The following is a 14514-nucleotide window of genomic DNA, read 5'->3' on the forward strand; positions in this document are numbered from 1 at the left end:
GAAGTGTCATCGAAACCGGCGCATTTCGTGGCCCGCACACTCGATCGCGGCAGTGACGGCCGGCGGTGGGATCCCGGATTCGGCCGCCGTCGTGAGGGTGGTGAGCGTGGCCGAGGTCATCACATCACTTCGCGGCAAATGGTCGGCAAATGGTCAAGGAGGAACTCCTCCAACGTAGTTCATGCGCGGTTCGGGTGTTGCCCAGGCGGTCACATCGGTGCCATTAGGGTGTACCGCAGGGTGTGCCGGGAAGTCTGGTCGGCGACGGATTCGCCGTTCCCACGCCCAGAGAAGGACTCCCGTGACCGCAAAACCCACCCGTCGACCCGGCAACCGGCGGCTGCTGTCCAGGGGGTCGTGGGCGGAGACCAGCCGCATCTCGTCGATCGTGCGCAGGGAGACCGTCGGCGGCGCAATCCTGCTGGCGGCCTCCGCGATGGCGCTGCTGTGGGCGAACTCGCCGTGGTCGGCGGGCTACTTCGACTTGCGGGATCTGCAGGTCGGCGCCGAACCGTTGGGCATGCACCTGGACCTGTCGCTGGGCACGTGGGCGGCCGACGGTTTGCTTGCGGTGTTCTTCTTCGTCGTCGGCCTGGAACTCAAACGCGAGTTCGTCGCGGGCGACCTGCGTGACCCCGCCAGGGCCGCGCTGCCGATCGCGGCGGCCGTGGGCGGGATGGTGGTGCCGGCGCTGATCTTCGTCGCGTTCACCGCGCCGGTGGGCGACGGGGCGACGCGCGGTTGGGCGATACCGACGGCCACCGACATCGCGTTCGCGGTCGCGGTGCTCGCCGTGCTCTCCACCCACCTTCCCGCGGCGCTGCGGACGTTTCTGTTGACGCTGGCGGTCGTCGACGACCTGCTGGCGGTGACGGTGATCGCGGTGTTCTACACCGAGCACATCAACCTGCCCGCGCTTGCGTCGGCCGCGGTGCCGCTGGCGCTGTTCGCGGTGTGCGTGCAGCGGCGGGTCCGAGCGTGGTGGCTGCTGGTCCCGTTGGCGCTGGCCACCTGGGTGCTGATGCACGAGAGCGGGGTGCACGCCACCGTCGCCGGCGTGCTGCTCGGATTCACCGTGCCGGTGTTGCGGTCGCAGGCCGCGGGAGGACCGGAGGCCGGACCCGGACTCGCCGAGCATTTCGAGCACCGGCTGCGGCCGCTGTCGGCGGGCGTGGCCGTTCCGGTGTTCGCGTTCTTCGCGGCCGGGGTGGCGCTGGGCGGACTGCAGGGCCTGGGCGCCGCGCTGGCGGACCCGATCACGCTCGGCATCGTGTTCGGCCTGGTGGTGGGCAAACCGGTCGGCATCTTCCTGACCACCAGGGTGCTGGCCGCGGCGACCCGCGCCACCCTGGACGCGGCGCTGCGCTGGGTCGACGTGCTGGGCATCGCGATGCTGGCGGGCATCGGGTTCACCGTGTCGCTGCTCATCGGCGACCTCGCCTACGGCACGCAGTCGAATCGTGACGAATTCGTCAAAGTCGGGGTGCTGACCGGATCACTCGCCGCGGCCGCGCTCGCCGCGGTGCTGTTGCGCCTGCGTAACCGCCACTACCGGGCGATCTGGGAGCAGGAGACCGTCGACTCGGACCACGATGGTGTGCCCGACATCTACCAGGCTCGACGCGACTGAGCTACATCGGCGTGGCTAAACTGACGGCATGCTTGAACAGATCCGCGGTCCCGCTGATCTGCAGCACCTGACGCAGTCGCAGCTGAGCGACCTGGCACATGAGATCCGGCAATTCCTGATCCACAAGGTCGCTGCAACCGGAGGACATCTCGGTCCCAACCTGGGTGTCGTCGAGTTGACGCTCGCGCTGCATCGGGTGTTCGACTCGCCGTCCGACCCGATCATCTTCGACACGGGCCATCAGTCCTATGTGCACAAGATGCTGACCGGGCGTGTCCACGAGTTCGACAGCCTGCGCAAGAAGGGCGGCCTGTCCGGCTACCCGTCGCGCCGCGAGAGCGAGCACGACTGGGTGGAGTCCAGCCACGCCAGCTCGGCGCTGTCCTATGCCGACGGGCTGGCCAAGGCGTTCGAGTTGTCCGGGCACCGCAACCGGCACGTGGTGGCGGTGGTCGGTGACGGTGCGCTCACCGGCGGCATGTGCTGGGAGGCGCTGAACAACATCGCCGCGGCGCAGCGTCCGGTCGTGGTCGTCGTCAACGACAACGGCCGCAGCTACGCGCCCACCATCGGCGGATTCGCCGAGCACATGGCGGCGCTGCGGCTGCAGCCGGGCTACGAGCGGGTGCTCGAGGAGGGCCGCAAGGCCGTCCGCGGAATGCCGGTCATCGGCGAGTTCTGCTACCAGTGCATGCACAGCATCAAGGCCGGCATCAAAGACGCGCTCTCACCGCAGGTGATGTTCAGCGATCTGGGCCTGAAGTACGTCGGTCCGATCGACGGCCACGACGAGCAGGCCGTGGAGACGGCGCTGCGGCGGGCCCGCGGCTTCAGCGCGCCGGTCGTCGTGCATGTCGTCACCCGCAAGGGGATGGGGTACGCGCCGGCCGAGAACGACGAGGCCGACCAGATGCACTCCTGCGGAATCATCGATCCCGAGACGGGTCTGGCGACGTCGGTGTCCGGTCCGGGCTGGACCTCGGTGTTCTCCGATGCGCTGATCGGCTACGCCGCCAGGCGCCGCGACGTGGTGGCGATCACCGCCGCGATGGCCGGCCCGACGGGGCTGACCAAGTTCCGCCAGCGGTTCCCCGACCGGTTCTTCGACGTCGGCATCGCCGAGCAGCACGCGATGACGTCGGCGGCCGGCCTGGCGATGGGCGGCCTGCATCCCGTCGTCGCGATCTACTCGACGTTCCTCAACCGCGCGTTCGACCAGATCATGATGGACGTGGCGCTGCACAGGCTGCCGGTGACGATGGTGCTGGACCGCTCCGGGGTCACCGGTCCGGACGGCGCCAGCCACAACGGCATATGGGATCTGTCGATGCTGGGCATCGTGCCCGGGATGCGCGTGGCCGCGCCGCGCGACGGTATCCGGTTGCGTGAGGAGCTGGGTGAGGCGCTCGACGTCAAGGACGGCCCGACCGCCATTCGGTTCCCGAAGGGCGATGTGGGCGAAGACATTCCGGCGATCGAGCGGCGCGACGGTGTCGACGTACTGGCCGTCCCGGCAGAGGGACTGTCCGACGACGTGCTGCTGGTCGCGGTGGGGCCCTTCGCCTCGATGGCGTTGACGGTGGCCGAGCTGCTGCGCAACCAGGGCATCGGCGTGACCGTCGTCGACCCGCGTTGGGTGCTGCCGGTTCCCGGCGTGATCGGTGAACTGGCCGACGGTCACAAGCTGGTGGTGACGCTGGAGGACAACGGCGTCAGCGGTGGCGTCGGATCCGCGGTGTCAGCGGCGTTGCGGCGCGCCGAGATCGACGTGCCGTGCCGCGACGTGGGCCTGCCCCAGGAGTTCTTCGACCATGCCTCGCGCGGCGAGGTGCTCACCGAGGTCGGCCTGACCGACCGCAATGTCGCCCGCCAGATCACCGGCTGGGTGGCCGCGCTGGGCACCCGGATCGCCGAGCACGAAGTCAGCGGACACCTCGACTAGCTCCCTTCCCCTTTGCGCGAGCAGACGCAAAATCAGCCCTCAGACGGCGTGTCGGCCCCAGTTTGCGTCTGCTCGGCGGGATTGGTGAGCGCCTCGGTCAGCGCCGGAACGGTCAGCTCCCGTTGCCACGGGCGTGCGCCCGCATCACGCAGGAACGTGTTGATGGCCGCGGCGGTGGCCTCGGCGTCGGGCTTGGGTTGCCAGTCCCAGCACAGCCTGCGCACCACGTCGGGGGACAGCAGGTTCTCCTTGGGCACCGACAGCCGCTGCGACAGTTCGGTCAGGGCGGTGCGAACCGCCTCCAGGCGGGCGGCGGCCTCCGGTTTGCGCCGGGCCCACCGCGACGCCGGCGGGGGACCGGTGGACGGCTCCTGCGCGGGCGGCGGGTCCGGGATGCTGCGCGCCCTGGCCAGCGCGTCCAGCCACACCTGGGCCGAGCGGCGCTGACGCGACCCGCCGAACACCGGCAGCGCGGTCAGTTTCTCGACGGTGTCGGGATCGGTGGTGGCGGCGTTGATGATCGCGGCGTCGGGCAGGATGCGGCCGGGTGCGATGTCGCGGCGCTGGGCGATGTGGTCGCGGGTCAGCCACAGTTCGCGAACCGCGGCCAGCGCCCTGCGATCACGCACCTTGTGGATGCCCGACGTGCGCCGCCAGCGGTCACGCCGGGTCGGGGCGGCCTCGAACTCGCGCAGGTGGTCGAATTCCTCTGCGGCCCAACGTATTTTACCCTGCTCGTCGATGACTTCGGCGATCGCGTAGCGCAGATCCAGCAGTACCTCGACGTCCAGCGCCGCGTAGTTCAGCCACTCCGGGGGCAGCGGCCGTCGGGACCAGTCGGCCGCACCGTGGCCCTTCATCAACCGCAGCCCCAGCAAGCGCTGCACCATCGCGGCGAGGTTGACCTTGTCGTAGCCGGCGAGTCGGCCGGCCAGTTCGGTGTCGAAAAGCTTGGTCGGTGTCATGCCCAACTCGGCCAGACACGGCAGATCCTGGTCGGCGGCGTGCAGCACCCACTCGTCTTCGGCGAGCACCTCGGCGACCGGCGCCAGCGTCTTCTCCGGATCACCACCGTGGTTGACCGGGTCGATCAGCACCGTGCCCGCCCCGGCACGCCGGATCTGCAGCAGGTACGCGCGGTTGGAATACCGGAAGCCCGACGCCCGCTCGGCGTCGACGGCGAACGGGCCCTGCCCGTCGGCCAATCGCTCTGCCGCCCTTTTGATTTCGTCGGTGCTAACCGACAGGTCGGGTACGCCGTCGCGGGGCGCCAGCAGCGGTTCGCCCTCGGCCTCGATATCTGGGTCGGTCTCCTCGACTGCCTTGTCCCCGGTACCGGACATCGTCACGCGCGGGTGCGGGAGCTCAGGTCGGTCACCCCCGACGGGGGCAGACCGGCGGCATGCTCGAGCACTTCACAGAACGCTTCGACATGAGGGCCGAGGACCAACGTCGTGGCCGTCCAGGACGCTCGTAGCTCCAATTGGTGGGCGCGCGGCGGGCCGGAGATGTCGCCGTAGCGCACCGAGGTGGTGGCGGTGACTGTGCCGCCGAGCGCCGTGACATGTTCCTGGCGGGCCTCCAGGGCCTCGACCAGCCAGCTCCATGCCACCTCGGGCAGCAGCGGGTCGACGGCCTCGCTGGAGTCCAGGTCGGCCTGGATGTAGGCGACCAGCCGCATCGTGCCGTCCCAGGCGTCGGCGCCCTCGGGGTCGTGCAGCAGGATCAACCGGCCGAACGCGTCGCCCTCGGAGCGTTCCGGGACGATCGCGGTCTCGGGATGGCGGACCTCCGCGCCCAGCGCATAGCTGAACGGCGCCAGCCGCTGCGGCGGCCGGATCGGGCCGAGCTCGATCTCCGGTCGCACGGTGGTGGCATTCATCGCCGCCACCGCTTCGCGGAACTGAGCCGGTTCGGCGGTGGTCACTTCTTCGACGCTAGCGGATTGCGCCTTGTCTGTGCGCAGGCGCGCCGATCTTGACCGGCGGCACCAGGGCCCGGCGGAACCGACGGAATTGGGTCCTGTCGGCGGCTCTGGCAGCATTGGTGAGGATGAGTACCCGTCGTGACCTGCCCGAGTCTTCCTATCTCGCCGCCGCCCGAGGCCGCAAACCGAGCCGTGTGCCGGTGTGGTTCATGCGCCAGGCTGGGCGTTCGCTGCCCGAGTATCGGGAGTTGCGCGCGAAGAACACGATGATGCAGGCCTGCTTCGACGCGGAGCTGATCACCGAGATCACGCTGCAGCCGGTCCGCAGACATGGCGTGGACGCCGCCATCCTGTTCTCCGACATCGTCGTGCCGCTGCGGGCCGCGGGCATCGCGCTGGACATCGTGCCCGACGTGGGACCGGTGATCGACAAGCCGGTGCGCGACATCGCCGATGTGAGGGCGATGAAAGCCCTTGAGCCGCATCAGGTGGCACCGGTCTCCGAAGCGATTACCAACTTGGTGTCCGAGCTGGGTGACGTGCCGTTGATCGGGTTCGCCGGCGCACCGTTCACGCTGGCGTCCTACCTGGTGGAAGGTGGGCCCAGCCGCCACCACGAGCGCACCAAGGCGATGATGCTCGGCGAGCCCGACACCTGGCACGCGCTGATGACGGCCCTGACCGACGTGACAATCGCGTTCCTGCAGATGCAGGTGGACGCGGGGGTCGACGCGATTCAGCTGTTCGACTCGTGGGCGGGCACTCTGGCGTTGGCCGACTACCGCACCTACGTGCTGCCGCACAGCGCGCGGGTGTTCGCCGCGCTCGCAGGCGCCGGAGTGCCGATGACCCACTTCGGGGTGGGCACCGCGGAGTTGCTCGGCGCGATGTCGGAGGCGGTGTCGATCCAGGGCGCGTCGGCCGTCGTCGGCGTCGACTGGCGCACGACGCTGCCCGACGCCGCCACCCGCGTCGTGGCCGGAACCGCGTTGCAGGGCAACCTCGACCCGGTGGTGTTGCTGGCGGGCTGGCCGGTGGTGGAACGCGCGGTGCGCGCGGTGGTCGAGGACGGCCGCAGGGCCGTCGATGCCGGCGCGACCGGTCATGTGTTCAACCTCGGCCACGGCGTGCTGCCCAGCACCGACCCCGGTGTGATCAGCGACGTGGTGGCCTTGGTGCACTCATTGTGACCGTGTCGTACGCCGTTGTCGGCGGCGGCATTTCGGGTTTGGTAGCCGCCTACCGGCTGCGTGTCTCGGCCGGACCCGACGCGTCGATCACGGTGTTCGACCCGGCCGACCGGCTCGGTGGGGCGTTGCGCACCGAACGGGTCGGCGGTCAGCTGCTCGACGTCGGGGCCGAGGCGTTCGTCGCGCGCAGGCCGGAGGTGCCCGCGCTGCTGGCCGAGCTGGGTCTGGCGGGCAGGCAGATCGGCACGACGGGCGTGCGGCCGCTGATCTACAGCCAGGGCCGTCTGCACCCGCTGCCCGCCGACACGCTGCAAGGCATCCCGGCGCATTCGGCGGCGTTGGCCGGCCTGGTCGACGACGCGACGACCGCCCGCATCCGCGACGAACGCCACAGGCCGCTGTCCTGGCGGCCCGGCGCGGACCCCGTGGTCGCCGACCTGGTGGCCGACCGCTTCGGCGAGCAGGTGGTGGCCCGGTCGGTCGATCCGCTGCTGGCCGGCGTCTATGCCGGGTCCGCGGCCACCATCGGGGTGCGTTCGGCCCTTCCGACGCTGGTCGCCGCGCTGGACCGGGGCGCGCCGAGCCTGACCGCCGCGGTCAACGAGGCGCTGATGGCCGCGGGCCCGCCGGTGTCCGGGTCGATCTTCGGCGCCGTCGACGGCGGCTACGGCGTGCTACTCGACGAGTTGATCCGCCGCGCCGACATCCGCTGGATCCAGGTTCCCGTCGAGCGGGTCGACAGGTCACCGCGGGGCTGGCGGCTCATCGACGACGAGGGCGTGCCCCATCACGCCGACGCGGTGGTGCTGGCCGTCCCGGCGCCGCGGCTGGCGCGCCTGGTGGAGGGCGTCGCCGCACGCGCGGCCGAGACGGCCCGGCGCATCGCGGTGGCGTCGACGGCGGTGGTGGCGTTGGCACTGCCCGGCGGCACACCGCTGCCCGCCCGCTCCGGTGTGCTGGTGGCCACCGGTGAGCGCCTGCGCGCCAAGGCGATCACGCTGTCGACGCAGAAGTGGGGAGCGCGCGGCAACGTGGAGTTGGTGCGGCTGTCCTACGGACGCTTCGGCGACCGGTTGGCGCGCGCGACCAGCGACGACGATCTGCTGGCATGGGCGGTCGAGGACCTCAAGGCGGTGTTCGGCATCGCGACCGAACCGGTCGACTGCCTGGTGACGCGCTGGATCGACGCGATGCCGCAGTACGGGCCCGGGCACGCCGAACTGGTCGCCGATCTGCGCGCCGGCCTGCCGCCGACCCTGGCCGTGGCGGGAAACTATCTCGACGGGATCGGCGTGCCCGCCTGTGTGGCGGCCGCCACCAGGGCGGCCGCTTCGCTGGTCACCACGCGCGTGGCACGATAGGGGTATGGCCAAGCTCGATTTCGACGCGCTCAACTCGACCCTCCGCTACCTGATGTTTTCGGTGTTCTCGGTGCAACCGGGGACGTTGGGGGAGGACCGCGCGGGCGTCATCGACGAGCTGTCGACGTTCCTCAAAGAGCAGGAGGAGCGCGGCGTGGTGGTGCGCGGCATCTACGACATCGCAGGCACCCGGGCCGACGCCGACTTCATGTTCTGGACGCACGCCGAGAGCATCGAGGCGCTGCAGGCCACCTATTCGGACTTCCGCCGCACCACCACGCTGGGACGCGCGAGCACACCGGTGTGGAGCAACGTCGCACTGCACCGTCCGGCCGAGTTCAACAAGAGCCACATCCCGGCGTTTCTGGCCGGTGAGGAGCCGGGCAACTACATCTGCGTGTATCCGTTCGTGCGGTCCTACGACTGGTATCTGCTGCCCGACGAGGAGCGCCGCCGCATGCTCTCCGAGCACGGAATGGCCGCCCGCGAGTACAAGGACGTGCGGGCCAACACCGTGCCCGCGTTCGCGTTGGGCGACTACGAGTGGATCCTGGCGTTCGAGGCGCCGGAGTTGCATCGCATCGTCGATCTGATGCGCGACCTGCGCGCCACTGACGCGCGCAGGCATGTCCGCGAGGAGACGCCGTTCTTCACCGGCCCGCGGGTCAGCCCCGAACAGTTGGTCACCGCTCTGCCGTAGCCCGCTGTTCTTCGCGCCGAGAATCGCGGAACTCACCGCAGACGCGACGTCGCCCCATCATCATTGGTCAATGACCATCCGGGCGTGGGTTGCCGCACCATTGCTGATTGTCGCGTTCACGGCGGCGCCCAGCGCTGTTGCGCAGTCACCGACCGGCGAACAGTGCCCGCCGCGAAACGGCCTAACAGTCGTCATCAACGTCGGGGACATCGACTGCGTCACCGCGTCGGATTACGCGGTCCAGTACGACGTCGACGGCGACAAGTATCAATCGATCGGCCCGTTCAACTGTTACTCCGGTAATGCGATGACCGCGCCGCTGATCTTCCAGTGCGTCGCGGACACCGTCGACCACGCCGAATTCGCCGTCTACCCCGGCTAGCCCGCCCCTGGCCGGGTCAGTCGGCCGTGGGCACCAGTCGCAGTGAGATGGAGTTGATGCAGTAGCGCTGATCGGTCGGTGTCGGGTAGCCCTCGCCTTCGAAGACGTGGCCGAGGTGGCTGTGGCAGTTCGCGCAGATCACCTCGACGCGGCGCATGCCCAGCGAGTTGTCCGGCCGCAGAATCACCGCGTCGGAGTCGGCCGGGTCGAAGAAGGACGGCCAGCCGCAGTGGGATTCGAACTTCTCCGTGCTGCGAAACAGTTCGACGCCGCAGGCCCGGCACTGGTAGATGCCCTCGGTCTTGGTGTCGGTGTACTCGCCGGTGAACGGACGCTCGGTGCCCGCCTGGCGCAGCACGTGGAATTCCTCGGGTGTGAGCTTCTTGCGCCACTCGTCGTCGGTGAGCTGCAGCTTGGGAGCTGGTGTGGTCATAGCTCCAGGCTAGCGAGTCTCGGCGGCGGGTCGGCAGGAATCGTCGGCACGGCTCACCTCCCCCCCGGCCCTGACCTCAGGCGATTCAATCGTACGAGCCCAGGGGCACCCCGGAGGGAATTACGCGCATGCCGCAGTGACGAAACAGCTTGCGTGCGCAACGAATCGGCGCGAGGTCAGGCCGTTGCGGGCTGCCTCTGCGGTTCCCTCATCCAGGGTGGGTCGATACCGTCGGCAAGACGCTCGGCCTCCTTGGCGTCGAGGTAGCGGAACAGCAGCACCGAGAACACCACGATCACCACCAGAGACCAGCCGTAGGTGATCTTCAGGTACTCCAGGGCGCGCCCGGTGGTCGGCCAGTGCCCGAGCAGCCAGCGGTCCATCGTCATGAAGCCGTAGATACCCAGCCACGCCGGCCAGTTGCGCAGCACCGAGTTCGGCAACACGACCGTCATCAGGAACGGGAACAGCATCATCGAGTAGTAGCCCTGGCCCAACGACAGCACCAGCCACGACGTGATGAGAAGGACGCCAGACGACGTCAACATCCAGAACAGCGGGTCACGGGTCCGGTAGTAGCGGTACAGCAGCCACAGGCTGACCGCACCCAACACCACAAATGCCAAGCGCAACACCATGATCAGCCACATCGGTAGGCCGTAGTAGACCCCGTTGCCCAGGATCGAGCTGTTGAAGTAGTCGCGGGTGGACATGATGTAGGGCAGGGTGCGGGTGACGAAGCTCATCGGGTCGCTGATCAACGGCCACGCGGCCGCGTTGAACACCAGCGGCACCAAGAACGCGGTCACCAGGGCTCGCCACTGCCGGTTGAGCAGCGGAAGCAACAGCAGCGGCGCCAACAGCGGCTTGACCACCAACGTCAGCCCGATCGCCACCCCGGCCCACCATTCGCTGGTCTTCTTGCCGTCGAGCAGCCACCGGAAGAACAGCACCTCGAACAGCAGGATGCAGCCGTTGATGTTGCCGAAAACCAAGGTGTTGGTGACGCTTTCGGTGCAGAACATCGCCAGCAGCAGGGCCGGCGCGGCCACCGACGCCAACGTGAACTTGAACAGCCGCAGCAGGAAGTAGGCGGCCAGCACGATCGCCAGTGTGTTGAAGAAGATGAACCAGTAGCGCGACGCCTCCACCGGCAGATAGCCGAACGGCGCCATGATCAGCGTGCCGCCGGGCGGGTAGAGGTAGTGCGGGTCGACGTGGTTGAAGTGCTCGTTGTAGATGTCCAGGCCCAGCTTGAAGTTCACCACCGCGCGGTAGACGGGCCCGAAGTCGTCGGTGATGTAGCCGTTGGTGGCCAGCACATAGCTGCGGTGGATGATCGCCAAGATCGCGATCGGCCACAGGATCGAACGCAGCACGGAGGCGGTGCTCGGCGGGGAAGTGCGGGGCCGGAAGGCAGCCAGGACAAGATCGCGCACGACCGCACGGTACCCGACCGCCGTCGGCGCGAGGCGTCAGGCCGGGCAGAACGTGTCGGTGTCGGGCAGGTTGCCGCTGTCGAGGTAGCCCAGCACCGGCGGCAGCGCGCACGGCGAGTACACCGACGCGCCGTGGCCAATGCCCTGCCACATCACCCGCCTGTTGGCCGACCGGGCGTTGAGCACGATGGCGGCCACCGCGGCCACCCCTTCGTTGCCGACGATCGGGTCGTTCTGCGTGCCGAGCAGCAGCACCGGGATCTTGAGGTTCTGCGGTTCTTGCGGCGCCGACCCGCTGGGCCAGCTCAGGCAGTCCACCAGCGACAGCGCGCCCACGGTGCCGAACTGCGGGTAGAGCTTGTCCCACGCCACCACGAGTTCGCGCACCCGGTCGGGGGTCGGCCGGTTCAGGGAATCGCTGCAGTCGTTGACGAACTGGCCGTCGGTGCCGCGCAGTATCTCGGCCTCGTTGATCAGGGCGGTCATCGCGTTCCAGTCACCGGAGCGGGCGCCGTCGATCGCCGCGGCCAGGTCGTTGGTGGCGGCCACCCGGTCGCCGCGCGGATAGGCCAGCGCGGTGGCGATCGCGTTCGCGACGGTGGCCACCGATCGCGAGCCGGTGCCCGATCCGCGCGCCTGGTTCAGCACGGCGTCGACGGCGGCCTTGGGGTTGGGCGCCAGCGCGCAGTTGAGCGCTACACATTGGGCCGCCCACGCGTCCAGCGCGGCCTGTTCGCCCTTGACGCGTTGCTCCATGGCGGTCTCGGCGGCGATGCCCAACGGCAGCGGGGAGTCCAGCACCAGCCTGGCGACCTTGTTCGGATGGGATCCGGCGTACGCCAGCGCCACCTGCGCGCCGTTGCCGACCCCGAGCAACGCCAGTGTCGGCACGTCCCAGGTGCTGCGCAGTCGCTCGATGTCCTCGGCGGCGTGGGCGCTGCCGTAGGCCGAGTCACCGGGCGCGATGGTGTCGGTGCAGCTGGTGGTCGCCTCCTGCACGATCGTCCGGAGGGCGGCGACCGGGTCGTCGCCCGGCTGGAACTGGGCCTGGTCGAGCATCGCCTGGCGGTCGAACAGGTCGCGGCAGTCGATCGCGCTGGACATGCCCATGCCGCGCCGGTCCACCGCGACGATCGGATGCGACTTGAGCACGTCGGTGCCCGACCGGGCCAGCCACACCGGCAGTTGCCGGGAAGTGGGCACGTCCGAACCGGTGGTCATCACCAGCGGACCGGCGTCGTCGGGGGTCTGGGCGGACTTCGCGCGCACCACCCCGATGCTGATGGTGCCGGTCGCGCCCTTGATCGGGTCGAGGTCGGCGTCGTAGGTGGCGCAGTCCAGCGTCACTCCCGGGATCGCGGGCACCGACGCATCGGAGAACACCCGCGACGTGCACTCCCGCCAGCTCAGGTCGTTCTTGGGCGCCTCCAGCGGCGGCGGCCCCTCGGGCGCCTGGCTGGTTTCGGGCTGGCCCTGCGGTTTGGCGTCGGAGTTGGTGGCGAACCGCGGGTTGGCGGCCAACCCCGGTGCGCAACCGGCCAGGACAGTCGACAACACCAGGGCCGACAGGCTTGAAGCCCGGACCAGGCGACGCGCAGGCATGCCGACCACAGTACTGATGTGCGCGTCAACCACTTCGGACGTAGCGGGTGTAGAGGTAGCCGTGCGCGTCGGAGAGCACATGCGCGGGCCGCATCGCGACGCGGACCTCACGGGTGCCGGCCGTGATGCGCCGCCCGGAGCCGCTGACCAGCACCGGCGCCACGGTCAGGCAGAGTTCGTCGAGCAGGTCGCTCTCGATCAGCTGGCTCAGCAGCTGCGGGCCGCCCTCGGTGAGCACCCGAAACAGCCCACGCTCGGCCAGCAACGCCAGCGCGGCCGCGGGGTCGACGCTGTCCGGGTGGGCACCCGAGGCGTTGAGTACCTCGGCCGCCGCGCCGAGTCGTCTGCCGGTGCGGTCGCAGGCGTCGGCGCAGGTCAGGATCAGCGGCGTCACCTCGGTGCGGGTGAAGAACCGGGCGTCGGGATCGAGGTTTCCCGACCGGGTGACCACGGCGATCGGCGGCACCTCGGCCTGGCCGCGGCGCTGCCGGGCGTGACGCTGCGCGAGCGGCATCTGCGCGCCGGAGTAGTTCTCCACGCGCACGGTCGCGGCCCCGACCAGGATGACATCGGCGGCGCTTCGCATCATCGCGAACAGGCTGCGGTCCCCGTCGCCGCCGAGCCCTTCGGTCTTGCCGTCGGCCGTCGCGGCGCCGTCGACGCTGGTGACCATGTTGCCCCGCACATAACAGCGCGTCAGCGCGTCGGGGTAGGCGTAGAACTCGGTCAGCCGGGGGTCGGCGCCGTCGAGCGCGGCGCCGTCGGCCCCGAGGACGGTGAATTGCGCCCCAGCGGCGGTATCGGCCATGAAGACGATTGCAGCACGTCGCATAGGGTGCTCGCATGCACGGGTCCAGCAGCGTCGGACGTCTGGTGGACCGGCACCCCGACGTCACCCCCGAGCGGCTGATCGCCCAACTGGTCCCGCCGCCCACTTTCGCCGACGTCGGCTTCGACACCTACCTGCCCGATCCGGGCGAACCGTCGCAGGCCGAGGCGGTGCAGGCGTGTCTGCGGTTCTGCGACCTCGCGGTGCAACGGCGGGCGGGTAAGAAGAAGCTGTTCGGCCGGCGCGAAGCGCTTCCCGGTGTCGGGTTGTATCTCGACGGCGGGTTCGGCGTGGGCAAGACGCATCTGCTGGCGTCGTCCTACTACCGGTTGCCGCAGCCCAAGGCGTTCGCCACGTTCGGCGAGTTGACCCAGCTGGCAAGCGTTTTCGGGTTCGCCGAATGTATCGATCTGCTCGCCGACTACGTCGTGGTGTGCATCGACGAGTTCGAACTCGACGACCCCGGCAACACCACCCTGATCTCGCGGCTGCTGTCACAACTCGTCGAACGCGGGGTGTCGGTGGCGGCCACCTCCAACACGCTGCCTGAGCAACTCGGCGAGGGCCGCTTCGCCGCGCAGGACTTCCTGCGCGAAATCAACACCCTGGCCGCGATTTTCACGACGGTGCGCATCGACGGACCCGACTACCGCCACCGCGGCCTACCCGCCGCGCCGGAGCCGTTGAGCGACAAGGAGATCGCCGCCCGCGCCGCTGAAGTTCCCGGTGCCACCCTCGACGATTTCGACGCGCTGTGTGCGCACCTGGCCACCATGCACCCGTCGCGCTACCTCACCCTGATCGAGGGGGTGTCCGCGGTGTTCATCACCGGGGTGCACCCGGTCGACGACCAGAACGTCGCGCTGCGGCTGGTGTCGCTGACCGACCGGCTCTACGACGCGGGCATCCCGGTGGCGGCGTCGGGGGTCAAGCTCGACGAGGTGTTCAGCGAGGAGATGCTGGCGGGCGGATTCCGCAAGAAGTACCTGCGCGCGACATCGCGGCTGCTGGCACTGTCCCGCCACTCCCGCGACTCCCGCCACTCTCGCGAGCCCCGCCACTCCCGCGAGCAGACGTAA

The 14514-nt window shown here is 69.4% G+C and carries 13 protein-coding genes; 7 read left to right on the forward strand and 6 right to left on the reverse strand.

The annotated features are described in order from the left end of the window. Positions 1–301: 301 nt before the first annotated feature. Entirely contained in the window at positions 302–1630 is a 1329-nt protein-coding gene (gene nhaA / locus ABQE89_RS11320) for a Na+/H+ antiporter NhaA (protein ID WP_448416445.1), read from the forward strand. A gap of 28 nt (positions 1631–1658) precedes the next feature. Beyond that, on the forward strand, positions 1659–3572 hold the full coding sequence (gene dxs, locus ABQE89_RS11325) for a 1-deoxy-D-xylulose-5-phosphate synthase (RefSeq protein WP_448416447.1): 1914 nt from the start codon (positions 1659–1661) through the stop codon (positions 3570–3572). A gap of 32 nt (positions 3573–3604) precedes the next feature. Here dxs and ABQE89_RS11330 read toward each other — a convergent pair whose 3' ends face one another. Both ABQE89_RS11330 and ABQE89_RS11335 read right to left on the reverse strand, forming a co-directional pair. Further along, complete coding sequence (locus ABQE89_RS11330; RefSeq protein ID WP_448416770.1) at positions 3605–4915, reverse strand: HRDC domain-containing protein; 1311 nt, start codon at positions 4913–4915, stop codon at positions 3605–3607. Positions 4916–4917: 2 nt separating this feature from the next. Continuing rightward, positions 4918–5499, reverse strand: a complete 582-nt coding sequence (locus ABQE89_RS11335) for a DUF3000 domain-containing protein (protein ID WP_448416449.1) — start codon at positions 5497–5499, stop codon at positions 4918–4920. Between the two features lie 125 nt (positions 5500–5624). Here ABQE89_RS11335 and hemE point away from each other — a divergent pair, with 125 nt between their 5' ends. The 4 genes from hemE (at position 5625) to ABQE89_RS11355 (ending at position 9132) form a co-directional block, all read left to right on the forward strand. After that, positions 5625–6689, forward strand: coding sequence for a uroporphyrinogen decarboxylase (gene hemE / locus ABQE89_RS11340; protein WP_448416451.1), 1065 nt, complete (start codon positions 5625–5627; stop codon positions 6687–6689). Beyond that, entirely contained in the window at positions 6686–8050 is a 1365-nt protein-coding gene (locus ABQE89_RS11345) for a protoporphyrinogen oxidase (protein WP_448416453.1), read from the forward strand. The genes hemE and ABQE89_RS11345 overlap by 4 nt, the downstream gene beginning before the upstream one ends. A gap of 4 nt (positions 8051–8054) precedes the next feature. Beyond that, positions 8055–8750 (forward strand): hydrogen peroxide-dependent heme synthase, encoded by a 696-nt coding sequence (gene hemQ, locus ABQE89_RS11350; RefSeq protein WP_448416455.1) that lies wholly within the window; start codon positions 8055–8057, stop codon positions 8748–8750. A 70-nt stretch (positions 8751–8820) separates the two neighbouring features. Then, the gene (locus ABQE89_RS11355; RefSeq protein ID WP_448416457.1) at positions 8821–9132 is read left to right on the forward strand and encodes a hypothetical protein; all 312 of its coding nucleotides are present in this window, start codon (positions 8821–8823) and stop codon (positions 9130–9132) included. Between the two features lie 16 nt (positions 9133–9148). Here ABQE89_RS11355 and msrB read toward each other — a convergent pair whose 3' ends face one another. The 4 genes from msrB to ABQE89_RS11375 all read right to left on the reverse strand — a co-directional run bounded on the left by msrB (position 9149) and on the right by ABQE89_RS11375 (position 13414). Continuing rightward, the gene (gene msrB, locus ABQE89_RS11360) at positions 9149–9565 is read right to left on the reverse strand and encodes a peptide-methionine (R)-S-oxide reductase MsrB (protein ID WP_448416459.1); all 417 of its coding nucleotides are present in this window, start codon (positions 9563–9565) and stop codon (positions 9149–9151) included. A 176-nt stretch (positions 9566–9741) separates the two neighbouring features. After that, positions 9742–11004 (reverse strand): arabinofuranan 3-O-arabinosyltransferase, encoded by a 1263-nt coding sequence (aftC, locus tag ABQE89_RS11365; RefSeq protein WP_448416461.1) that lies wholly within the window; start codon positions 11002–11004, stop codon positions 9742–9744. 36 nt (positions 11005–11040) lie between these two features. Then, positions 11041–12606: an alpha/beta hydrolase gene (locus ABQE89_RS11370; protein WP_448416463.1), complete on the reverse strand. Its 1566-nt coding sequence runs from the start codon at positions 12604–12606 to the stop codon at positions 11041–11043. Between the two features lie 25 nt (positions 12607–12631). Next, positions 12632–13414 (reverse strand): pyrimidine reductase family protein, encoded by a 783-nt coding sequence (locus ABQE89_RS11375; RefSeq protein ID WP_448416465.1) that lies wholly within the window; start codon positions 13412–13414, stop codon positions 12632–12634. Between the two features lie 35 nt (positions 13415–13449). Between ABQE89_RS11375 and zapE the strand changes: the two genes are divergently transcribed. Continuing rightward, the gene (gene zapE / locus ABQE89_RS11380) at positions 13450–14514 is read left to right on the forward strand and encodes a cell division protein ZapE (protein ID WP_448416467.1); all 1065 of its coding nucleotides are present in this window, start codon (positions 13450–13452) and stop codon (positions 14512–14514) included.

The organism is Mycolicibacterium sp. XJ1819 (assembly GCF_053483675.1).